The following is a 22,093-nucleotide window of genomic DNA, read 5'->3' as shown; positions in this document are numbered from 1 at the left end:
TCCGCAGCTGAACCTGGTCAGCCGCCGAGCGCCTCGCGGATCGCCGTCGCCGACACCGCGAGGCGCGCGGCGATCTCCTCGTCGCTGTGGCTGCTCGCCACGAACACCACGGCGATCGCGGCCGGGCCTCGGCCCCGCACCGTGAACGGCACGGCCACCGCGCGCAGGCTCGGGATGACCTCGTCGTGGCTGGTGGCGAAGCCGCGGGCTGCGGCATCCGTCACCTCCTGCGCCAGCTCGGCCGACACGTCGGCGGGCCAGGAAGGCCGGGGGAGCAGCGACAGGATCGCCTTGCCGGGCGCGCCGCGCGTGATCGGATGCCGCGTCCCGGGGCGCTGCGCGACGGGATTCACCGCGTGACGCGGCTCGATGCTCGAGAGCGTCACGCACTCGTCGTGGTCGAGCACCGCGAGGAAGCAGGTGACGCCGAGGTCGCCCGCGACGGCGGTGAGCTCGGGCACCGCCTCGGCCTGCAGGTCATGTGCGACGCCCGCCGCGAGAGCGGCGAGGCGCGCGCCGAGCTCGATGCGTCCGGCGGCGTCGCGCTCGACGAGCCCGTGGTCCTCGAGGGTCCGCAGCAGCCGGTAGGCGACTGAGCGGTGCACGTCGAGACGCTCGGCGATCTCGTCGATCGAGAGCGTGCGGCGCGCGTCGGCGAGCACTTCGAGGATCCGGATGCCGCGACTCAGCGTCTGCGAGGCGGGTGGGGTGGTCGGGGCCGGGCTCATCGATGCTCACTGTCTCGTCGGCCGCAGTCTTGCCGCCGGCGCACGGGTCGTATACGATCTGTTCAATAGTAGAACGGTGTGTTCGAATATAGAACACATGGTTCCGCCTCACAACCTCTGACGTCGACGTCAGGAAGGATGCGGACGATGCAGTTCCATCACCACGGCTACGTCTCCGGCGACCCGCGGATTCAGGATGCGGTCGGCACGGGCATCGACCGGCCGACCGAGCTGCCCGACGAGACGGACGTGCTGATCGTCGGCTCGGGGCCTGCAGGAATGCTGCTCGCGGCGCAGATGTCGCAGTTCCCGGGCGTCACGACGCGGATCATCGAGCGCCGCGAGGGCCGGCTCGTGCTCGGCCAGGCCGACGGCATCCAGCCCCGCAGCGTCGAGACGTTCCAGGCGTTCGGCTTCGCCGAGCGGATCATCGCCGAGGCCTACAACATCGCGTGGATGAACTTCTGGGGGCCCGACCCCGAGAACCCCCGCAACATCATCCGCACCGCGCGCACCGAGGACTATGCCTTCAAGATCAGCGAGTTCCCGCACCTCATCGTGAACCAGGCGCGCGTGCTCGACTATTTCGCCGAGGCGGCGGCCCACGGCCCCGGCCGCATCGTCCCGGACTACGGCATCGAGTTCGTCGGCCTGACCGTGCACGAAGCGGGGGAGTATCCCGTCGAGGTGCGGGTGCGTCACGTCGCCGGTGAGCGCGCCGGCCAGGAGCGCACCGTCCGCGCGAAGTACGTCGTCGGCGCCGACGGCGCGCGCAGCGGCGTGCGCGAGGCGATCGGCCGCACGCACGTCGGCGCGTTCGCGGCCCACGCGTGGGGCGTGATGGACGTGCTGGTCAACACCGACTTCCCGGATTGGCGCACCAAGTGCGCGATCAACTCCGAGGCGGGCAACATCCTCCTGATCCCGCGCGAGGGCGGCTACCTGTGCCGCGTCTACGTCGACCTCGGCGAGGTCGCCGCCGACGACGACCACCGCGTGCGTCGGACGCCGATCGACGAGGTCATCCGCAGGGCCGACGAGATCCTGCATCCCTATTCGCTCGACGTGAAGCAGGTCGCCTGGCACAGCGTCTACGAGGTCGGTCATCGCGTGACCGACAAGTTCGACGATGTCGACGTCGACCAGGGGCACCACCCCCGCGTCTTCCTCGCCGGCGACGCGTGCCACACGCACAGCGCCAAGGCGGGGCAGGGCATGAACGTGTCGATGCAGGACGGCTTCAACCTCGGCTGGAAGCTCGGGCACGTTCTCACGGGGCTCAGCCCCGCCTCGCTCCTCTCGACGTACTCGGCCGAACGTCAGCCGGTGGCGCAGCAGCTCATCGACTTCGACCGCGAGTGGTCGGCCCTCATGGCGCGCAAGCCGGAGGAGATCTCCGACCCGCAGGAGCTCGCGACGTTCTACCTCGGCACGGCCGAGTTCCCGTCCGGGTTCATGACGCAGTACGGACCGTCGATGATCGTGACGGATGCCGCGCACCAGGCGCTCGCCGAAGGCTTCCCGGTGGGCAAGCGCTTCAAGTCCGCAGAGGTGGTGCGGGTGTGCGATGGCAACGCGGTGCACCTCGGCCACCACGCGAAGGCCGACGGCCGGTGGCGGATCTACGCCTTCGCCGACGCACCCGCCGCGGGCGAGGCATCCGTCCTCTCCGACTGGGCCGATGTCATGGCGTCGCAGGAGTCGCCGATCGCCCGCTTCACCCCGGAGGGCGCCGACATCGATGCGGTGTTCGACGTGAAGGTCGTCTACCAGCAGCCGCACGAGGACGTCGACATCACGCGAGTGCCCGAGCTGTTCCTGCCGAAGACCGGGCCGCTCGGCCTCACCGACTGGGAGAAGGTGTACGCGGCGGCGCCGAGCGCATGGACGACCGACGACATCTTCGAGGAGCGCGGTATCTCGCGCGACGGCGTGGTCGTCGTCGTGCGCCCCGATCAGTACGTCGCAGCCGTGCTGCCGCTCGAGGCCACCGCCGAGCTGGGTGCCTTCTTCGCGCAGTCGTTCCTGCCGCAGCACGAGCCGGCGCGCGTGGCCGGCTGACCGTTCCGCCGGGCGAAACAAGCCGCTGCGCTGTACATCGCGTATATCCGCCGCGCTGAGCGGCGGCGGGCAGAATTGGCCGTAGACATCGACAGAACGGATGCCGCGGCCGGCGGCATCCGGAACCGACAAGGGAGTCCCCGTGACCACGACGATCACCGAAACCCGTGAGTCCGAGCTGCTGGCCTCCGTGCCCGATGGGCTGTTCATCGGCGGACAGTGGCGCGCGGCGACCGGCGAGAAGACGCTGAAGGTCTACGACCCGTCCAACGGCGAGGTCGTCAAGGAGATCGCCAACGCGTCGCCCGAGGACGGCATCGCCGCGCTGGACGCCGCGGTCGACGCGTTCCCGGCGTGGGCGGCGACGCCGGCGCGGGAGCGGGCCGAGATCCTGCGTCGGGCGTTCGACCTGCTGCAGGAGCGCAAGGAGGACTTCGCGCTGCTGATGACGATCGAGATGGGCAAGCCGCTGGCCGAGGCCCGCGGTGAGGTCGCGTACGGGGGCGAGTTCCTGCGCTGGTTCAGCGAGGAGACCGCGCGCATCCAGGGCCGCTACGGGGCGAACCCGGAGGGCACCGGGCGGATGATCGTGTCGCAGCACCCGGTGGGCCCGTGCTTCCTGATCACGCCATGGAACTTCCCGCTGGCGATGGCGACCCGCAAGATCGCCCCCGCGCTGGCCGCCGGCTGCACCGTCGTCATCAAGCCCGCAGAGCTCACTCCGCTGACGACCCTCGCGTTCGCGAAGCTGCTCGAGGACGCCGGCGTGCCGGCCGGGGTGGTCAACGTCTTCACGACCTCGACGTCGGGCGCGGTGTCGGAGCCGATCATCCGCGACCCGCGGCTGCGCAAGCTGTCGTTCACCGGGTCGACCCAGGTCGGGCAGCGGCTGCTCGAGCAGGCGGCGCAGGGGGTGCTGCGCACGTCGATGGAGCTCGGCGGCAACGCCCCGTTCGTGGTGTTCGACGACGCCGACCTCGACAAGGCGGTCGACGGCGCGATGCTGGCGAAGTTCCGCAACATCGGTCAGGCGTGCACCGCTGCCAACCGCTTCATCGTCCACCGCTCGGTCGCCGACGAGTTCGCGAAGCGCGTCACCGAGCGGGTGAACGGGTTTCGGGTGGGTCGGGGCACCGAGGACGGCGTCACCATCGGCCCGCTCATCGACGACCGTGCCGTCGCGAAGGCGTCGCAGCTGGTGCAGGATGCCGTGACCCGCGGCGCGACGGTGACCACCGGCGGCAACGAGATCGACGGACCCGGGACGTTCTACGAGCCCACCGTGGTCACGGACGTGCAGCCCGGGTCGGAGATCCTCCGCGAGGAGATCTTCGGGCCGGTGCTCGCGATCATCCCGTTCGATGACGAGGACGACGCCGTGCGCCTGGCCAACGACACCGAGTACGGCCTGGTGTCGTACGTGTTCACCGAGAACCTCGCCCGCGGGCAGCGGATGATCGAGCGCCTCGAGACGGGGATGATGGGCCTGAACATGGGCGTCGTCTCCAACGCCGCCGCCCCGTTCGGCGGCTGGAAGATGTCGGGCCTCGGCCGCGAAGGCGGCGCAGAGGGCATCCACGAGTACCTGCAGACCAAGTACACGCTGACGCCCAACCCGTTCTGACCCGGCGCACAGTCGCGCCGGCCACCCGCCGGAATCGATGACGGGAGCGGAGCGGATGCCTCGGGGAGGGGCATCCGCTCGGCTCTTCGTGCGGCGGGGCCGCTGCGGGGCGGGGGCGGGCGGTCGGGGCGCGACCACCGCGACTGCCACGTGGGATCTGTCAACCCGTTGGAGCCGGCTCTCTCGCGGCCGCAGGCTGGGGGAAAGACGGGAGACGAACATGAGCCACTACGACAAGCCCCACGAGAAGCACTCCGACGACGCCGTCGCGGACGACGCGCCGCCGACGGACGCGGTCACCGACGAGGTGCGTGAAGACGCTGCCCGCACGCAGAACGTGGGCGGCGGCGACCTCCCGGACGAGCCCGCGCTCACCCACCCCTGACCCGAACGACCCTGCCTCCGGTGGTGCGCGGGTCAGTGCGGGTGGTGGCGGGTGCTCGTCGCGCCGACGGAGAGCGACGCTTCCCGGTGCTCGCTCTGGGACTGCCCGTCCCAATATGGTGTGGACATGGATCTCGCGGGCAGGATCACCGTCGGAGCGGCCGTCCTCGTCGTCGGCGGCCTCGTCGCCCTCGCGGCCCCGGCCGTCGCCTCGGCGGCCGGCATCGTCTCGGCATGGGCGCATACCGCGCCGACCGAGGATCCGCCCGAGGCGGAGTCGCCGGCGGATGGCGACGCCGCGCTGGAGAAGGACATGCTGGACGAGCTAAGCGACGGATATGTGTACGTCGGCAACGGCACGGCGATCCCGAAGAACGGCCCTGCCGGGTGCGAGGAGCCGCGCTGGCTGCATGTGGGCGGTGGACGCGCCAGCATCAACGGCGACCTGATCGATCGGGGAGTCAACGACCTGGCCCGGGGTGCCGTCGGGCTGGACGCAGACGGCGACGTGAAGACCTACACGGTCGAACCGGGTGATGCGCTGTACGCGATCGCTGACCGGTTCTGCATCGCGAACGCGCTCGCGATCTCGACCCTCAATCACACGCGCACGATCCAGCCGGGTGAGGTGCTGCTGCTTGCGCCCGACAGGTCGATCCCGTGGGTGGAGTACTTCAATCCGCGGAGCGCGGGGGCGGGCTACCAGCAGATTCCCTACCAGCTCGCCGTCGAAGCGATGAGCGCCGCAGCCTGGGCGGGGGACCTCGAACGGATGCGCGCCATCTTCACGAACGAGCTGCGTGGACTGTACCCCGACCCGGCCGAGGCCGATGTCATCGCCCGGGCGCTCGACGCCGGCGACCTCGACGCGCTGCGCCAGATGTTCGCGTAGCCGGGTGAGCGCCATCGTGGACCCGTCGCTCCGCCGAAGGATGGCTGAACGGTTGCTCGGCTAGCATTCGGGGGTGACGAATCCAGCCCCCATCGACGACGTCTCGATCGGCGGTGACGGCATCCGTCTCGGGCAGTTCGTGAAGTTCGCGGGGCTGCTCGACTCCGGCGGGAACGTCAAAGAGGCCATCATCGACGGCTACGTGCTCGTGAACGGTGAGGTGGACCGCCGTCGCGGGCGCCAGCTGCAGATCGGGGACGTCGTGAGCTTCGAGGGGCGCCGGGTCCGCGTCTGCCCCTGAACGGCCGTGACCGCAAGGGCTTTGCTGCTCGTGGTGGGAATGTCAGGGTGGAACGCACCCGGGCGAAAGAGCCGGGTCGCGAACCGGATCGGCGAGGAGCGGACATGTGGATCGAGTGCTTCGAGCGAGACGCCCGATTCGACGGCGCCGATGCCGAAGCGCTCGTCGAGGAATTCCTCGCGCACGTGCGGGCGGCGCATCAGGTGCCCTACCCGGAGCATGAGATACGTCTCTGGGCGCGCAACTTCGCGGACGCATCCGCGCGTGAGGACGGCCCGGTCGAGCGAGTCCCCTCGATCGGCCCGATCGTCGTGCATCCCGTCACCGAGGATCGCATCGACGATTGGCTCCGGTTCTTCGACCGCGACGCCTTTCCCGACAACCCGGACTGGGGCTCGTGCTACTGCCTGCATCCGCACACCGGTGACGTCCCGGAGCGCCCGTGGCGCGATGTGCGAGCCGACATGGTCGAACGCCTGCGCTCGGGCGCGACACTGGGCTACCTCGCGTACGTGGACGGTCGGCTCGCCGGCTGGGTGAACGCGTCGTACCGGTCGACCTACGCGAAGTACGACGGGCTCGACCCCGACGGCCCCGACCCGGGAACGGTCGTGGGGGTGTCCTGCTTCGTCATCGCGCCGCCGTATCGTCGCCACGGCGTGTCGTCGGCGCTCCTCGATCGCGTCGTCGCCGACGGCCAGGCGCGGGGTGCGCGCTGCATCGAGGGGTACCCCCGCCGCACCGCCCCGGGGACGGACTCCGAGTCCTTCTGCGGACCGCGGTCGATGTTCGACGCCCGCGGGTTCGCCGCCGTCATGGAGCACGACCGGTTCACCGTCGTCCGCAAGCCCGTCTGATCGCAGACCGAGCGCGCGCAGCCCCGTCCCGCCGGCCGTCCGAGCGCGCGTCTGTCCCCTGCGCCATGATGGGCGCATGGCCCCCACCTCGCCTTCCGCCGGAAGCTCGGCGCGGCCGCGCGCGGTCGCGGCCATCCGACAGGAGCGGCTGCGCTCCCATCGCTTGAGCGCGCCCGCGCCGACGATCGCCGAGGCGGCACGCCACATGCTCGCCACGCAGAGCCAGGAGTTCTGGGGTGGCCGGTGGGCCCTCGCGGCCCGCACCCGTGGGCGGATGAGCGTGCGCGATGTCGACGCCGCCTACGACCGCGGCGAGATCGTGCGCAGCTGGACCATGCGCGGCACGATCCACACCGTGCCGACTGCCGACCTCGGATGGGTGCTCTCCGTCACGGCTGAGCGACAGCGTCGGCAGGCGGCCGCCGTCCACCGCGCCGAGGGCATCGACGCCGCCGAAGCCGACCGCGCAGAGCGCCTCGCGCGTGCGGCCCTGAGCGGTGGCAACCGCCTCACCCGCAAGGAGCTGTTCGACGTGTGGGAGCACGGCGGCGTCTCGACCGCGCGCCAGCGCGGCTACCACCTGCTGGTCGCGCTGTCGCTGCGCGCCGTGGTCTGCCAGGGCCCCGTCGTCCCGCGCGACAACGGTCCGACCCGTGAGCAGTACCTGGTGCGGACGGACGAATGGATCACGGATGCCGCCACGCCGGCCGATCCGCTCGCGGAGTTCTTCGTCCGCTACATCGCCTCGCACGGCCCCGCGGGCCCCCGGGACTTCGCGTGGTGGACGGGGCTGCCGCTCGGGGTCTCGCGCAGTGCGGCGGCTGCGGCATCCGATCGCCTCGCCGTCGTCGCGGACGAACCCGAGCCGCAGTACGTGGTCGCCTCCGGTGCGCCGCGGCGGAGCGCGACGGCCCCGGAGGTGGTCGCGCTGCCGCCGTTCGAGGAGTACTACCTGTCGTACGCCGATCGCACCGTGCCGTGCGCGCCCGAGTTCCTGAGCGCGATCGGCCCGAGCATGAACGGGATCGTGCGCCCCATCCTCGTGGCGCGCGGCGAGGTCGTCGGCGTCTGGACGCACTCCATCGCCGTGGGCCGGCATGCCGACGACCCGATCCCCGAGCTCTTCGCGCCGAGCGCCGCGACGGACGCCGAGGTCACCGCCGCACTCGACCGCTACCGCGACTTCATCACGGCGTGACGGCGCGGCCGACCCGCAGCGCGGCGGCCGCGGCTCAGGCGTGGCGGTCGAGGAAGTCGTACACCTCGTTGTCGTCGACGCCCGGGAAGGCGCCGCGGGGGAGCGGCGAGAACATCTGCATGTGCACGCGGGCGCTCGGCCAGGCCTTGCCCGCCCAGCGGTCCGCGACATCGGATGCGGCGCGCCGGCAGCACGACTCGTCCGGGCAGGTCGATGTCGCCCGCTTCTGCGTCTCGCGCCCGCGGAACCACCGCGCGTCGTCGAACGGGACGCCCACCGTGATCGAGAACTCGCCCGCCGACGTGGTTCCGGTCTGCGTCGAGCACCAGAACGTGCCGGCCGGGGTGTCGGTGTACTGGTAGTGCTCGGTCGTGCGGTTCTGCTCGGAGAAGGCGGCGCGCGCGGAGAACCTGCGGCACGCGATCTGGCCGTCGACCGCGCCGGTGACGTCCATCGGCAGCGGAAGGTCGTCGTTCTCGTAGACGCGGGTGATCGCGCCCGTTCCGTCGACGCGGAGGAAGTGGAGGCGGATGCCGAGGTGCGTGGTCGCGAGGTTCGTCAGGCGCATGCCGGCGGCCTCGTGGGTGACGCCGAAGGCGTCGCGGAAGTCCTCGACGGCGAGGTTGCGGTCCTTCTTCGCCTGCTGCAGGAAGGCGACCGAGGCGGTCTCGGGCATGAGGCAGCACGCGGCGTAGTAGTTGATCTCGAGCCGCTGCTGCAGGAAGTCGGCGTAGTCGGTGGGCCGCTTGTGCCCGAGCAGCCGGTGCGCCATCGCCTGCAGCGCCATCGACCGCAGGCCGTGGCCGCCGGGGATGGATGCCGGCGGCAGGTAGATGCGGCCGTGCTCGAGGTCGGTCACCGAGCGCGTCGAGTGCGGCAGATCGTTCACGTAGATCAGCTCGAACCCGAGCTTCTCGGCCATGATGCTGACGGTGCGGTGGGTGAGCGCACCCGAGACGTGCCCCGCGGCCTTGAGCTGCTTCTCGGCGAGCTTCTCGATGTCGGGGAGGTAGTTGTCGCGCTCGCGCATCATCAGGCGCAGCTCGGTGTTGGCCCGGCGCGCCTCCTCGGGGGTGGCGATCGCCTCGCGCTCGCGACGCTGCAGCTCGCGGTGGAGCCCGAGGATCGACTCGATCGTCTCGTCGGTCATCCCCTTCGACACCTTGATCGGCGCGACCCCGAGCTGGCGGAAGACCGAGCCCGTCTGTGCGCGCTCGAGCTCGATCTCGAGCGCAGCGCGGCGGTTGGGCGGCTCGGCCGAGAGCAGGTCGCCGACCTCGACGCCGGTGGTCGAGGCGATCGCCTGCAGCAGCGAGAGCTTGGGCTCGCGCTTGCCGTTCTCGATGAGACTCAGCTGGCTGCCGGCGACGCCGACGAGTGCGCCGAGCTCGTCCAGTGTGTAGCCGTGGGCCAAGCGCTGATGACGGATGCGGTGACCCAGGGTCGACAGCTCGAGGGAGGTGGGGGGCATTCCTTGATGCTAGCGAAAGAATCGCGAGTCTTGACGCCACGTTTCGTGGAAAACGCGGAGGGGTCGCGCGAAAGTAGAGGAAGAGCACGAATCTGCATCGTCGAAACCCATCAGACGGTCGAATCAACGAGGAGCGACACCATGGCCCTTGCCGACATCTTCACCCGGACCGAAGGCTCTGCGTCCGCGCGTCCCGCCGCCGTCGGCAGCGGCCGGACCTATGGCGACCTGCCGACCGTGCAGGGCGAGGGCATGGCCGCGCTTCGCACCTGGGTCGAGGAGATCGCCGCGCTCACGAAGCCCGACCGCGTGCACTGGGTGGACGGGTCGCGCGCCGAGAACGACGCCCTGCTGCGCGAGATGGTCGACGAGGGCAAGCTCATCAAGCTCAACCCCGAGTGGCGACCCGGCTCGTACCTGGCCCGCTCGCACCCGAGCGACGTGGCGCGCACCGAAGGCCGCACCTACATCGCCTCGGAGCGCGAAGAGGATGCCGGTCCCACGAACAACTGGGTCGCGCCCGGCGAGATCCGCGCCACGATCACGCCGCTCTTCGACGGCTCGATGAAGGGCCGCACGATGTACGTGGTGCCCTTCTCGATGGGCCCGGTGGGCGGTCCGCTGTCGCACATCGGCGTGCAGGTGACCGACAGCGCGTACGCCGTCACCTCGATCGGGATCATGACGCGCGTGGGCACCGAGGTGCTCCGCGAGATCGCCGCCGGTGCACCGTGGGTGAAGACGGTGCACTCGGTGGGTGCTCCGCTGGCACCCGGCGAGCAGGACGCCGCGTGGCCGTGCAACGACGAGAAGTACATCGTGCACTTCCCCGACACCCTCGAGGTGTGGTCGTACGGCTCGGGCTACGGCGGCAACGCGATCCTCGCGAAGAAGTGCTTCGCCCTGCGCATCGCGTCGGTCATCGGCCGGAACGAGGGGTGGCTGGCCGAGCACATGCTCCTCATCCGCGTCATCGACCCCGCGGGCCGTGCGTACCACCTGGCGGCCGCGTTCCCCTCGGCGTGCGGCAAGACGAACCTCGCCATGCTCCGCCCGACGATCCCGGGCTGGCGGGTCGAGACCCTCGGCGACGACATCGCGTGGCTGCGCCCGGGGGAGGACGGGCGCCTGTGGGCGATCAACCCCGAGGCCGGCTTCTTCGGCGTCGCACCCGGCACCGGCGAGTCGACGAACGTCACCGCGGTCGAGACGCTGTGGGGCAACACCATCTTCACCAATGTCGCGCTGCGCCCCGACGGCGACGTGTGGTGGGAGGGCCTCACCGACGAACCGCCGGCGGAGCTCACGGACTGGGAGGGGAAGCCCTGGACCCCGGCATCCGGTCGTCCCGCCGCTCACCCCAACTCGCGCTTCACGGTCGCCGCAGCCCAGTGCCCGCAGATCGCCGACGACTGGGATGCCCCGCAGGGCGTGCCGCTCGACGCGATCCTGTTCGGCGGCCGCCGCGCCACGAACGTGCCGCTGGTCGTCGAGGCCACCGACTGGACCCACGGCGTGTTCATGGGCTCGAACGTGTCGTCCGAGCGCACGGCGGCCGCCGAGGGCACCGTCGGCGAGCTGCGCCGCGACCCCTTCGCGATGCTGCCGTTCTGCGGCTACAACATGGCCGACTACTTCGCCCACTGGCTCAAGGTCGGGCAGAAGCTGCGCTTCGACCGCGCGCCGCGCGTGTTCCAGGTGAACTGGTTCCGTAAGGGCTCGGACGGCCGCTTCCTGTGGCCCGGGTTCGGCGACAACTCGCGTGTCATCGACTGGATCATCCGCCGCATCGAGGGCGAGGTGGGCGCCGTCGAGAGCCCGATCGGCCGCCTGCCGCGCACGGAGGACCTCGACGTCTCGGGTCTGGACGTCACGCAGGACGACCTCGACGAGCTCTTCGCCGTCGACCCGACGCTGTGGCTGCACGAGGCCGACCTCACCGAGGAGTTCTACCGCACCTTCGACGGCCGCGTCCCCGCGCCGCTGTGGGCAGAGCTCGCCGCGTTGCGCTACCGCCTGCAGCGCGCCTGATCCCTCCCGTCCCGGGAGGCCCCTCCAGAGGGGAACGGATGCCTCGACCCGCGTCTTCGCAGCGGGTCGAGGCATCCGCCATTCGTCCACGACGCTCCGGGCCCACCCCACCGCGCCCTCTGCCGGGCCCCTCCGCCTGTTGAGTTGGCGTATATGCACGCGACACGCCCGCGTGTCCCGTACATATACGCCAACTCAACGGGGTTTCCGGGGGCCGGGCGGATGTGGTCAGACGAGCAGCTGGTGCTTCGCGAGGTCGCGGTAGAGCGGCGTCGACTGCACGAGCTCGGAGTGCGTGCCCTGCCCGACGACGCGGCCGCGATCCATCACGACGATGTGGTCGCTGTCGACGACGGTCGACAGGCGATGCGCGATCACGATGAGGGTGCGGCCCGCCGCGACCGCGTCGATCGCCTCGCGCATGCGCTGCTCGTTGAGTCCGTCGAGCGACGAGGTGGACTCGTCGAGCAGCAGGATCGGGGGCGCGGCCAGCAGTGCGCGGGCGATGGCCAGACGCTGGCGCTCGCCGCCCGACAGCATGACGCCGCTCTCGCCCACCGGGGCATCCAGGCCGAGCGGGTTGCGATCGAGCACGTCGCCCAGGTTGACGGCGCGCAGCACGGCCTCGCACGCGGAATCGGATGCCTCGGGCGAGGCGAGGCGCAGATTGTCGCCGATCGTCCCCGCCAGGGTGGGGGCGTCCTGCTCGACATAGCCGAGCTGCCCGCGCAGCGCGTCGCGCTCGAGGGCCCGGACATCGGTGCCGTCCAGCAGGATCGCGCCCTGCGTCGGGTCGTAGAACCGCTCGATGAGCGCGAGCGTCGTGCTCTTGCCGGCGCCGGACGGGCCGACGAGTGCGACCCGCGCACCCCGCGGCACCCGGAAGGACACGCCCCGCAGCACCTCGCCGTCGGCGGAGGCGGAGGATGCGGCATCCGTCCCCTCGCGCGTCGAGCCGGTCGCGCCGGCGTCGGCGGCGAACGTCGAGACGTCGACGTGGGCGTTCTCGAGCACCGCCCGCGCCTCCGACTCGGCCTTGCGCCGGGCCGCGACGACGTTCTCGGGGTAGGCGAAGTGCACGTTGCGGAACTCGATCGCGGCCGCTTCCTGCTGCTCGCCTGTCGCGATCTGCTGCTCCTGCAGGTCATTCGTGACAGGTGAGCCAGTGGGGCCGGCGGCCCGGGCGGCGAGGGCGGCGTCGTCCTGGGTCTCGGTCGGGAGGTCCAGCACCTCCTGGATGCGGCCGAGCGCCCCGAGCGCCTGGTTCACCGAGGTAATGGCGCCGAAGAACGAGCCGAGCGGAGCGATCAGCATGAAGAGGAACATGATGAACGTCACGAGGCTCGCGATCTGGATCGCGCCGGTCGCGACGCGGTAGCCGCCGAGCCCGATGACGACCAGGAGCGACACCTGCAGCGCGATGCCGGCGATAGGCACGACGAGCGCCGAGACCTTGGCGATCCGCACGCCCACCGTGTAGGCCTCGGTCGCCTGGCCCGTGACGGCGGCCACCTCGCGCTCGGTCGCGCCGGCCGCGCGCACGGTGCGGATCGAGCCGACGGCCCGCTCGACGCCCGAGGCCAGCTGGCCGACCTTCTCCTGCTGCTCGGTGGACGCCGTGCGGATGCGGCCGCTGAGCGCCACGACGCCGACGACCGAGACGCCGATCACGAGCACGATGATGCCCAGCAGCAGCGGGTCGATGATCGCCATGGCCACGAGCGCGCCGACGAACAGCAGCGCATTGCCGACCGAGTCCGCGAGACCCTGCGTGAGCGCGGCGTACAGCAGGGTCGTGTCGCTGCCGACACGGGAGACCAGGTCGCCCGTGCGACGGGCGTCGAACTCGCTGATCGGCAGGTGCAGGATGCGGGCGATGAGCCGCCGCCGGCTCGAGTACACCACGGCGGTGCCGGTGCGCTGGAGCAGATAGTGCTGCCACCCCGAGATGAGCGAGGCGAGCACCACGAACCCGACCAGCGCCCAGATGAGGAGACCGAGATCCAGGTTCTCCTGCACGCGCGTGATGACCTGGCCCACCAGCAGCGGCTGGACGAGCGACGCCCCTGCGCTGAGGATGCTCAGCACGACCACCACCGCGAGGGTGCGCTTGTGCTCGAAGAGGTACGGCAGCAGCTGCCGGAACGTCGCGCGCGGCCCCTCCTGTGGCGCGCCGCGCCGGCCGCGTCTGCCGCGCGATGGGGGAGGGGCGGATGCCGCGGCCGCGGGGGCGGCGGGGACTTCGTCGAGTTCGGCGGAGGGCATGGGTGTACCTCGTTCGTGAAGGGGCTTACCTTCGACCGTACTTCTTATGGACGGCCTGTCTGCTCACGCCGAGGGCGCTCGCGATCGTCTGCCACGAGAAGCCCAGGTTGCGGGCCTTGCGCACCTGCACCTCCTCGGCGCGGGCGAGCTCGCGACGCACCTCGGCGAGGCGATGGAGTTCGGCGAGCGGCTCGCGTTCGCCGGCCGCCCCGATCAGGGTGGTGAGCTCGTCACCGCTCATGGTGCGCCTCCGGTCTGTGGACGGATGCCGCGGCCCGCGGCATCCGTCGTCAACCGTAGTTGACGGGCGGTCGAGCTGTCAACCGACGTTGACGTGACCCAATGATCGTCTACCGCCGTTGACGGCACGCATCTGCTCCCGCTTCTTGGTTGAGTTGGCGTATATGTACGCGACACGCAGGCGCGTCGCGTACATACACGCCAACTCAGCGGCGCGAGCGAGGCGCGACCCCTCGGGGTGGGTGGTGTCGGACGGCGGCGCTAGGGTGGTCCGGTGCCCGCCCCCGTGATCACCGCCGACAACCTCGTCAAGGCCTATAAGGTCAAAGGCAAGCCCGACTTCCTCGCCGTGGACGGGCTGTCGTTCGAGGTCGCGCCGGGGGAGTCCTTCGGCCTGCTCGGCCCGAACGGCGCCGGCAAGTCCACGACCATGAAGATGGTCGGCGCCGTGTCGACGCGCACGAGCGGAGAGCTGTCGATCCTCGGGCTCGACCCCGACCGCCACGGTCCCGAGATCCGCTCCCGACTGGGCGTCGTGCCCCAGCAGGACAACCTCGACGGTGAGCTCAACGCCCGCGAGAACCTCTACATCTACGGCCGCTACTTCGGGCTGCCCGGCAAGGTGTGCCACCAGAAGGCCGACGAGCTCTTGGCCTTCGCGCAGCTCGAAGACAAGGGCAAGAGCAAGGTCGAGCAGCTGTCGGGCGGCATGAAGCGGCGGCTCACGATCGCGCGAGGTCTCATCAACGACCCGCGCATCCTGCTGCTCGACGAGCCCACGACCGGCCTCGACCCGCAGGCCCGCCACGTGCTGTGGGATCGCCTCTTCCGCCTCAAGGAGCGCGGCACGACGCTCGTGCTGACGACGCACTACATGGACGAGGCCGAGCAGCTGTGCGACCGCCTCATCGTCGTCGACAAGGGGCGCATCATGGCCGAGGGCACCCCGGCCTCGCTCATCCGCGAGCACTCCAGCCGCGAGGTGCTCGAGGTGCGGTTCGGCTCCGACCGCAACGAGCAGGTCGCCCCGCAGCTCGAGGGCATCGGCGACCGGGTCGAGGTGCTTCCCGATCGCATCCTCGTCTACGCGCACAACGGCGAGGCCGCCCTGGAGGCGGTGACGCACCGGGGGCTGACCCCGATCACGTCGCTCGTGCGCCGCTCGAGCCTCGAGGACGTCTTCCTGCGGCTCACCGGAAGGTCGCTGATCGAATGAGCCTCCCGTCCGAAGACGCATCGGGTGAGCCGCCCGCCGGCGGCGAGGCGGCCGGATCACGGATGCCGCACCCCCCGACGCCGAGCGCCACGACGCTCGTCCAGCCCTCGATCGATGAGCTGCGCGCCGAGGCGATGCAGTGGGGCCGCAAGCCACGCGCGTTCGGCACCTGGTACGTCACCGAGCACATGGTGCGCGCGATGCGGGCGTACGGCTGGACCATCATCGTGGGCGCCCTCGGGCAGCCCATCCTCTACCTGCTCGGTCTCGCGGTCGGTCTGGCGGCGCTGATCGACGCGCCGATCACCCAGGACGGCGTCGAGGTGTCGTACCTGGTGTTCGTCGCACCCGCGCTGCTCATGACCGCCGCCATCTCGGTCGCGTCCGAGGAGTTCTCCTATCCCGTGATCGCGGGGTTCAAGTGGCGGCGCTACTTCTTCGGGTTCAGTGCCACCGGGCTGTCGCCCGGGCAGATCGCCGGTGGCGTGGTGGCGGGCGCCTCCGCGCGCATCATCGTGGTGACCATCGCGTACTACCTCTTCCTCTGGCTGTTCCAGGCGGTGCCCAGTCCGGCGACGGGCTGGCTGACGATCCCGATCGGCCTGCTCGCCGGTCTCGCTTTCGGCATTCCGTACATGGCATACGCTGCGTCGATCACCGACGACAAAGGGCAGATCGCCCTGGTGCAGCGCTTCGTCTTCATGCCGATGTTCCTGTTCTCGGGCACGTTCTATCCGCTCGACACCCTGCCCCTGTGGCTGCAGTGGATCGGGTGGGTCTCACCGCTCTGGCATGCCACCGAGCTCGGCCGCGTCGTCACGTACGGGCTGCCGATCGCGCCGATCGCCGTCGTCGTGCACGTGGGATACCTCCTCGTGCTCTCGATCGGCGGCTACGTCGTCGGCCGGCGCTTCTTCCAGAGGAGGCTCGGCGCATGACCGTCGCCACCGGAACCGCGGTCGCCGCCGCCCGGGCGGGCGGGGTGCGAGCCCTGTGGGCCGGCAACCCGCAGGCCGTCGTGCAGCGCGGCCTGCTCGCCGCGCGCTCGTCGAGCTGGGCCGTCGTGCTGTCGGGCTTCTTCGAGCCCGTCTTCTACCTCGCCTCGATGGGCATCGGCCTGGGTGCGCTGATCGGCGACGTGCAGACCTCCAGTGGCGTCGAGGTGCCGTACGCCGCGTTCATCGCGCCGGCGCTCCTGGCCGTCTCGGCGATGAACGGCGCGATCTACGACTCGACGTGGAACGTCTTCTTCAAGCTGAACTACGGCAAGCTCTACGAGGGCATGCTCGCGACCTCGCTCGGTCCCCTCGACGTGGCGCTGGGCGAGATCCTGTACGCGCTGCTGCGCGGCCTGCTCTACGCGACCGGCTTCATGCTCATCATGCAGCTCCTCGGGCTGAACCTCGCCTGGACGGCGATCCTGGCACTTCCCGCCGTGATGCTCATCGCGTTCGGCTTCGCCAGCGTCGGCATGGCCGTCACGAGCTACATGAAGACCTTCCAGCAGATGGACTGGATCAACTTCGTGCTGCTGCCGATGTTCCTGTTCTCGGCCACGCTCTACCCGATTACGGTCTACCCGGAGTGGATCCAGCACGTCATCATGGCCTTCCCGCTGTGGCACGGGGTCGAGCTGGTGCGAGGGCTGACCACCGGCATCCTCACCCCCGAGATGTGGTGGCACGTGCTGTACTACGTCGTCATGATCGCGATCGGTCTCGTGTTCACCACGAAGCGCCTGCGCGCGCTCTTCCTCGACTGACGTCATGCTCGTCGCAGAACTCGTGCTGTGCGCCATCGGCGTGGTCGCCGCCACGGTCGTCACGCTGAACTTCGGCAGCCTTCCGTGGGACGACCACCTCGGCGAGATCATCGGTGCATTCGGGCTGTTGATCGTGATCTTCGCGGTGTTCCTCCGCATCTGGTGGGCGAAGGACCTCGTCCCCCGGCCGCGGTTCATCTGGTTCCTGCCGGCCGCGATGGCGCTGATCCTCACCCCGGGCGCCGTCACCGACAGCGCCGGCCGGTCCGCCGCGGAAGAAGTGTGGCTCCTGCTCCTCGCCGCGTACGGATCGGCGCTGCTCGGCTTCCTCGTGCTCGTCTTCGTATTCGTGCCGCTGGAGATGCTGGGCCGAGGCATCCTCAGGCTGGTGACGGGCAAGCCCGACGGCGGCTGGCTCATCTTCGGCGGCGCGGTCATCGCGCTCACGACGACGTTCGCCGTCGTCGGCGTCTTTGCCGTCGACGACCTGCCGCCGGGCCGAGCCGCCGCGATCCCCATCATCTGCGCCCTGCTCGGCATCCCCTTCGGATACACGGTGCAGTCCGAGACGCTCCTGTGGGTCGCGCGCGGGCTCGCCCTGCTCCTCATCGCGCTGCTCCTCGCGTCGGCGCACTTCGGCGATCGGCGCCGCGCGCGCCGGGTGCAGGCCGACGCCGCAGATGCCGAAGCCGACCGGCGGCGCCGCGATGAGCGCCGCGCCGCGCAGGTCGCCCGCGATCGCGACGCCCGCCGGCGACGGGAGCAGCGCGAATAGGTCTTGAACATGTTCAGAAATCGGCGTACTTTTCTGAACATGTCCAGTTCTGAGGGTGCGACCACGAAAAGCGCCCGCACGCGCGCACTGATCCGCGACGCCGCACTCCGCTCGTTCCGCGAGCGAGGCTACGACCAGACCACCGTCCGGCTCATCGCGCAGGAGACGGGCGTATCGGTGGGGACGACGAACTACCACTTCGCCTCGAAGAACGACCTCGTGCAGGAGCTGTACCTGGACGTGCAGCAGGCGCACCGAGACGCCGCCCTGCCGCTGCTGGCGGACTCGCGCGACCTGGTCGACCGGCTCGGCATCGTGTTCCGCACCGGCATCGCGCAGTTGGAGCCGTACCATCCCTTCGCGCCGGAATTCCTCTCGGCTGCAGTGTCGCCGCGCTCCTCGATCAACCCGCTGGCCGGCGAGTCCGCCGAGTCGCGCGAGATCGTCGTCGGCCTGTTCCGCGACGCCGTCGCGGGTGCCGACGACAGGCTTCCCGCCGAGTTCGATGCGGACCTGCCCGACGCACTCATGCTCGCTCACCTGCTGCTCGCCCTGTTCTGGGTCTACGACTCCTCGCCCGGGCGGCAGCGCACGCAGCGCCTGCTCGATCGCGGCCTGCGGCTGCTGAAGCTCTCGCTGCCGCTGGTGCGGATGCGCGTCCTCCGGCGCCCGCTGCGCGAGCTGCTCGACCTGGTCGCCGAGGTCCGCGCATGAGCGCGCACCCTCAGCGGCCGATCTTCGTGAGCATCCGGATCGCCGCGCCGCTCGAGAGGGTCTGGGAGCTGACGCAGGACCCGGCGCTCCACCCGCGCTGGGACGTGCGGTTCAGCCGGATCACGCCTGCCGCCGCGCTGCCCGGGGGCGGCATGCGGTTCGTGTACGAACGACGGATGCCCGGGCGCACGATCACCGGGAAGGGCACGACGATCGGCGAGCGCGAGCGGCCCGACGGCACCCGCACCTCGGCCCTGCGCTTCGAGCCGGACGACCGGTTCTCACCCCTCGGCGCCGGACGAGGGTACTGGCGGTACCGGCCTGACGGCGACGCGGTCGTGTTCTCGACGGGATACGACTACGACCCCGGCTGGGGGCGCGCGGCCGATCTGATCGTGCGGCCGCTCATCGGCTGGGCCACGGCGTGGAGCTTCGACCTGCTGCGCATCTGGGCCGAGACCAGTGTGCCGCCGGAGCGCTGGCCGTTGTGGACCGTCCTGATGCCGTGGCGCCGTGGACGCCCGCGCGCCGCCCACTGCGCGCGCCGTCCGCCGAGCCGCCGCGTGATGGACGACGCCCCGGCGACCCTCCGAGAGCTGGCACGCCCGTGACCGCCGCAGTCGCGGCCTCGACGTCCGTGTTCGCGCGCGCGATGGGCACGGACTTCGGGCGCCTCCATCCGATGCTGCAGCGGCGGTTCGGCGTGGGTCTCGACGCCGGCTACGCCTGCATCGGCCGCGGCACGATGAGCCGCATCCGCCGCGGCCCGTGGTGGACGATCCCGTTCCTCCAGAACGGCCGGTTCCGCAACATCCTCGTGCCCGAGGTCGGGGTCGGCGTCCCGTTCGTCATCGAGAACTACCCGTATCGCGACCCCCTCGGCCGCGAGACCGTGACGTTCGTCCGGACGTTCTCGATGCCGCGCGCGCGGCGGCGGTTCGACGCGACGATGATCCTCGATGACGACGGCCGCGTCCTGGACTACCTCGGCAGTCACCAGCACCTCGCCGTCGACCTCGACCTGTCGGCCGAACCCGACGGCAGCCTGCTGCTGCGCTCGGGCGAGCAGCGGTTCTACGAGGGGCCGCTGGGCTTCCGGTTCCCGATGCTCTTCAGCGGCCGCGCGGAGCTCCGCGAGAGCTTCGACGACGAGGCCGGCGTCTTCCGGATCCGCCTCGAGGTCCGCAATCGCGTCTTCGGGTTCTTGTTCGGGTACGAGGGGGAGTTCCGGTGCGAGTTCCCGGCGGCTTCGGATGCCCCCGCGCGACTCAAGCCCGTGCGCCACGAGTCCCGGACCTGAGCCCCGACGACGGAGAGCGGATGCCGCGACCGAGGCCGCGGTATCCGCTCTCTGCATGGTGGGGTCAGAGCGAGCCGGTCGCACCCACTCCGAGGTCGGCGTCGTAGTCGACGTCCTTGGTCTCGGGCGAGAGGATCAGCGCGATGAAGGTCAGGACGGCCATCGCCGACAGGTAGAGGCCGACCAGCACCGGGCTGCCGCCCGCCGACGACCACAGCCACACGGCGACGATCGGCGCGAGGGCGGCGCCGAGGATCGACGACACGTTGTAGGCGATCGCCGAGCCCGAGTAGCGCACGTTCGTCGGGAACAGCTCCGGCAGCACGGCACCCATCGGGCCGAAGGTCGAGCCCATCAGCATGAAGCCGAAGATGAGGAACGCCTGCGTCAGCGCTCCGGTGAACTTCGGGTCGAGCTGCGGCGACAGGAACAGGTTGAAGGTGAGGCCGAACACGATGATGAGGCCGGTCACCCACAGCAGCAGCCGGCGGCGGCCGATCGCGTCGGCGATCGGGCCTGACAGCAGCGTGAAGATGCCGAAGAAGACCACGCCGATGATCTGCATCAGCACGAAGTCGGTGTAGCCGAAGCCGAGCCCCGGGTAGAACTGGGCCGCGAAGGCGGCCGGGTCGAAGGCCGTGCCCGCAGCCTCGGCGGCCTTCTGCGCGGCTGCGGACGCCGTCTCGAGGTCGGCCGGCTTGGTGCCGTACGAGAGCGTGAAGTTCGTCATCAGGTAGAACAGCACGTACGTCGCCAGCATGATGAACGTGCCGAGGATCAGGTGCCACCAGTGGTGGCGGATCACGGTGCCGAGCGGGAACTTGCGGATGACGCCCTTCTCCTCGGCCTTGACGAAGGTCTCGGACTCGACGAGGCGCAGGCGCACCCAGAGGCCGATGATCACCATGACCGCCGAGAAGAGGAACGGCACGCGCCAGCCCCACGCGAGGAACTCGTCGGAGCGCTGCGCCGCGCCGTCGGGGTGCGGGAGCAGGTAGTTGATCGCGAGGAACACCGAGTTCGCGATGATGAAGCCCAAGGGCGCGCCCAGCTGCGGGAACGTGCCGTACCACGCGCGCTTGCCCTTCGGGGCGTTCTCGGTCGCCACGAGCGCGGCGCCCGACCACTCGCCGCCGAGCGCGAAGCCCTGGAAGAGGCGGAGGACGAGCAGCAGCACGGCCGCCCACACGCCGATCTCGTTGAAGGTGGGCAGGCATCCGATGAGGAACGTCGCGATGCCCATCGTGAGCAGCGACGCGACCAGCGTCGCCTTGCGGCCGAACCGGTCGCCGAAGTGGCCGAAGACGATCGCGCCGAGGGGACGGGCGACCATGGCCGCGCCGAAGACGCTGAACGACAGCAGCAGCGACGTGGTGTCGTTGCCGGTGGGGAAGAAGAGGATGGGGAAGACGAGGACGGCCGCGGTCGCGTAGACGTAGAAGTCGTAGAACTCGATCGTCGTGCCGACGAGGCTCGCCGTGATGACGCGGGAGCGGGGATTGGCGGGCGCCGTGGGCGTCGCGGCGGTGGTGGGGGAGGACATGGTCACCTTGGGAATTGCGCGGAGCGGGCATCCTCATGGGATGCGGCGGTGGGCGTCCGCGAGTCGCAGGGTGATGCGTCAGGCGGCACTGCACTGGATCACCGTGCACCCGGCCGTTGTCGCCCGGGCACGAAGATCCAGCCTACCCGCGGTCGCGGCCGCGGGCTCCGAAAGCGGAGAGCGGATGATCTCGATACACGAATGAGCCCCGTCGACTCGGTCGGCGGGGCTCATTCGCACTCGATCCGGCGGCCGCGGCCCGGGGCCGCGGCATCCGCTTTCGCATTCGAGAGGTCAGCGCCAGATGACCGCCAGTGCGGCGTTCGTCAGCGTGAGCACGCCCACCGCCCAGAACATCGCGGCGGGGAGCGAGCCCGTCTTGCGCTGGCGTGCCCGGCCGATGCCGAGGAGCGCGCCGATCACCAGCAGGATCACGAGCTTCACGCCGAGCTTGGTGTAGTTGAGGTCGTACTCGATGCCCCACGGGGCGGCGAGCGCGAGCCCGGCGACAGCTGCGATCGCGAGGCCCCAGTCCATCAGGCGGGTGAAGCGGCGCTTGCCGTTCACCGCCTCCACCACCCAGGCGCCGAACAGGACGGCGAAGCCGACGAGATGGACGAGCACGACGACGTGGCGGAGGATTTCCATGCCATCAGTCTACCTGAAGGTTGGTCATCCGTCAGGCTCACGGCAGCCCGACGAACGTGCGAAAGGCGGAGATCCCGCAGGAA

At 70.4% G+C, this 22,093-nt stretch carries 21 protein-coding genes; 15 read left to right on the top strand and 6 right to left on the bottom strand.

The window, feature by feature from the left end; genetic code table 11:
- Positions 1-17 precede the first annotated feature (17 nt).
- Complete coding sequence (locus R8Z57_RS11830; protein ID WP_318353966.1) at positions 18-728, bottom strand: IclR family transcriptional regulator; 711 nt, start codon at positions 726-728, stop codon at positions 18-20.
- Between the two features lie 147 nt (positions 729-875).
- Between R8Z57_RS11830 and R8Z57_RS11825 the strand changes: the two genes are divergently transcribed.
- From R8Z57_RS11825 to R8Z57_RS11795, 7 genes are all read left to right on the top strand, one after another.
- Positions 876-2,789, top strand: coding sequence for an FAD-binding monooxygenase (locus tag R8Z57_RS11825; protein ID WP_318353965.1), 1,914 nt, complete (start codon positions 876-878; stop codon positions 2,787-2,789).
- 154 nt (positions 2,790-2,943) lie between these two features.
- Positions 2,944-4,413, top strand: coding sequence for an NAD-dependent succinate-semialdehyde dehydrogenase (locus tag R8Z57_RS11820; RefSeq protein WP_318354087.1), 1,470 nt, complete (start codon positions 2,944-2,946; stop codon positions 4,411-4,413).
- Between the two features lie 220 nt (positions 4,414-4,633).
- Positions 4,634-4,798, top strand: a complete 165-nt coding sequence (locus tag R8Z57_RS11815) for a hypothetical protein (RefSeq protein WP_318353964.1) — start codon at positions 4,634-4,636, stop codon at positions 4,796-4,798.
- A gap of 51 nt (positions 4,799-4,849) precedes the next feature.
- Positions 4,850-5,689 (top strand): hypothetical protein, encoded by an 840-nt coding sequence (locus R8Z57_RS11810; protein ID WP_318353963.1) that lies wholly within the window; start codon positions 4,850-4,852, stop codon positions 5,687-5,689.
- Between the two features lie 73 nt (positions 5,690-5,762).
- A complete protein-coding gene (locus R8Z57_RS11805) occupies positions 5,763-5,990 on the top strand; it encodes an RNA-binding S4 domain-containing protein (RefSeq protein ID WP_318353962.1) in 228 nt (75 codons plus the stop codon).
- Between the two features lie 104 nt (positions 5,991-6,094).
- Positions 6,095-6,847, top strand: coding sequence for a GNAT family N-acetyltransferase (locus R8Z57_RS11800; protein ID WP_318353961.1), 753 nt, complete (start codon positions 6,095-6,097; stop codon positions 6,845-6,847).
- Between the two features lie 76 nt (positions 6,848-6,923).
- Positions 6,924-8,045 (top strand): winged helix DNA-binding domain-containing protein, encoded by a 1,122-nt coding sequence (locus tag R8Z57_RS11795; protein ID WP_318353960.1) that lies wholly within the window; start codon positions 6,924-6,926, stop codon positions 8,043-8,045.
- A gap of 34 nt (positions 8,046-8,079) precedes the next feature.
- On the opposite strand, the gene R8Z57_RS11790 is transcribed toward R8Z57_RS11795, so the two are convergent.
- Positions 8,080-9,516, bottom strand: coding sequence for a helix-turn-helix domain-containing protein (locus tag R8Z57_RS11790; protein WP_318353959.1), 1,437 nt, complete (start codon positions 9,514-9,516; stop codon positions 8,080-8,082).
- A gap of 141 nt (positions 9,517-9,657) precedes the next feature.
- Here R8Z57_RS11790 and R8Z57_RS11785 point away from each other — a divergent pair, with 141 nt between their 5' ends.
- Complete coding sequence (locus tag R8Z57_RS11785) at positions 9,658-11,547, top strand: phosphoenolpyruvate carboxykinase (GTP) (protein ID WP_318353958.1); 1,890 nt, start codon at positions 9,658-9,660, stop codon at positions 11,545-11,547.
- A gap of 228 nt (positions 11,548-11,775) precedes the next feature.
- On the opposite strand, the gene R8Z57_RS11780 is transcribed toward R8Z57_RS11785, so the two are convergent.
- Entirely contained in the window at positions 11,776-13,812 is a 2,037-nt protein-coding gene (locus R8Z57_RS11780) for an ABC transporter ATP-binding protein (protein WP_318353957.1), read from the bottom strand.
- Positions 13,813-13,837: 25 nt separating this feature from the next.
- A complete protein-coding gene (locus tag R8Z57_RS11775) occupies positions 13,838-14,053 on the bottom strand; it encodes an AsnC family protein (protein WP_318353956.1) in 216 nt (71 codons plus the stop codon).
- Positions 14,054-14,326: 273 nt separating this feature from the next.
- Here R8Z57_RS11775 and R8Z57_RS11770 point away from each other — a divergent pair, with 273 nt between their 5' ends.
- The 7 genes from R8Z57_RS11770 to R8Z57_RS11740 all read left to right on the top strand — a co-directional run bounded on the left by R8Z57_RS11770 (position 14,327) and on the right by R8Z57_RS11740 (position 19,819).
- The gene (locus tag R8Z57_RS11770; RefSeq protein ID WP_318353955.1) at positions 14,327-15,268 is read left to right on the top strand and encodes an ABC transporter ATP-binding protein; all 942 of its coding nucleotides are present in this window, start codon (positions 14,327-14,329) and stop codon (positions 15,266-15,268) included.
- Positions 15,269-15,330: 62 nt separating this feature from the next.
- Entirely contained in the window at positions 15,331-16,206 is an 876-nt protein-coding gene (locus R8Z57_RS11765; RefSeq protein ID WP_318353954.1) for an ABC transporter permease, read from the top strand.
- Entirely contained in the window at positions 16,203-17,030 is an 828-nt protein-coding gene (locus tag R8Z57_RS11760; RefSeq protein WP_318353953.1) for an ABC transporter permease, read from the top strand. The genes R8Z57_RS11765 and R8Z57_RS11760 overlap by 4 nt, the downstream gene beginning before the upstream one ends.
- A gap of 4 nt (positions 17,031-17,034) precedes the next feature.
- The gene (locus tag R8Z57_RS11755; RefSeq protein WP_318353952.1) at positions 17,035-17,805 is read left to right on the top strand and encodes a hypothetical protein; all 771 of its coding nucleotides are present in this window, start codon (positions 17,035-17,037) and stop codon (positions 17,803-17,805) included.
- Positions 17,806-17,844: 39 nt separating this feature from the next.
- Entirely contained in the window at positions 17,845-18,519 is a 675-nt protein-coding gene (locus R8Z57_RS11750; protein WP_318353951.1) for a TetR/AcrR family transcriptional regulator, read from the top strand.
- Positions 18,516-19,130, top strand: a complete 615-nt coding sequence (locus tag R8Z57_RS11745) for an SRPBCC family protein (protein ID WP_318353950.1) — start codon at positions 18,516-18,518, stop codon at positions 19,128-19,130. The genes R8Z57_RS11750 and R8Z57_RS11745 overlap by 4 nt, the downstream gene beginning before the upstream one ends.
- Positions 19,127-19,819 (top strand): DUF4166 domain-containing protein, encoded by a 693-nt coding sequence (locus R8Z57_RS11740; protein WP_318353949.1) that lies wholly within the window; start codon positions 19,127-19,129, stop codon positions 19,817-19,819. Before R8Z57_RS11745 ends, R8Z57_RS11740 begins: the two co-directional genes overlap by 4 nt.
- Positions 19,820-19,883: 64 nt before the next feature.
- Here R8Z57_RS11740 and R8Z57_RS11735 read toward each other — a convergent pair whose 3' ends face one another.
- Both R8Z57_RS11735 and R8Z57_RS11730 read right to left on the bottom strand, forming a co-directional pair.
- Positions 19,884-21,362: an MFS transporter gene (locus R8Z57_RS11735; RefSeq protein ID WP_318353948.1), complete on the bottom strand. Its 1,479-nt coding sequence runs from the start codon at positions 21,360-21,362 to the stop codon at positions 19,884-19,886.
- Positions 21,363-21,656: 294 nt separating this feature from the next.
- Complete coding sequence (locus tag R8Z57_RS11730; RefSeq protein WP_318353947.1) at positions 21,657-22,010, bottom strand: Fe-S protein; 354 nt, start codon at positions 22,008-22,010, stop codon at positions 21,657-21,659.
- Positions 22,011-22,093 lie beyond the last annotated feature (83 nt).

Origin of the sequence: Microbacterium sp. M3 (assembly GCF_033548675.1) — a bacterium.
Taxonomy (GTDB): domain Bacteria; phylum Actinomycetota; class Actinomycetes; order Actinomycetales; family Microbacteriaceae; genus Microbacterium; species Microbacterium arthrosphaerae.
The sequence above is the reverse complement of the archived record's forward strand: the minus strand, read 5'-3'. Positions and strand labels throughout refer to the sequence as shown.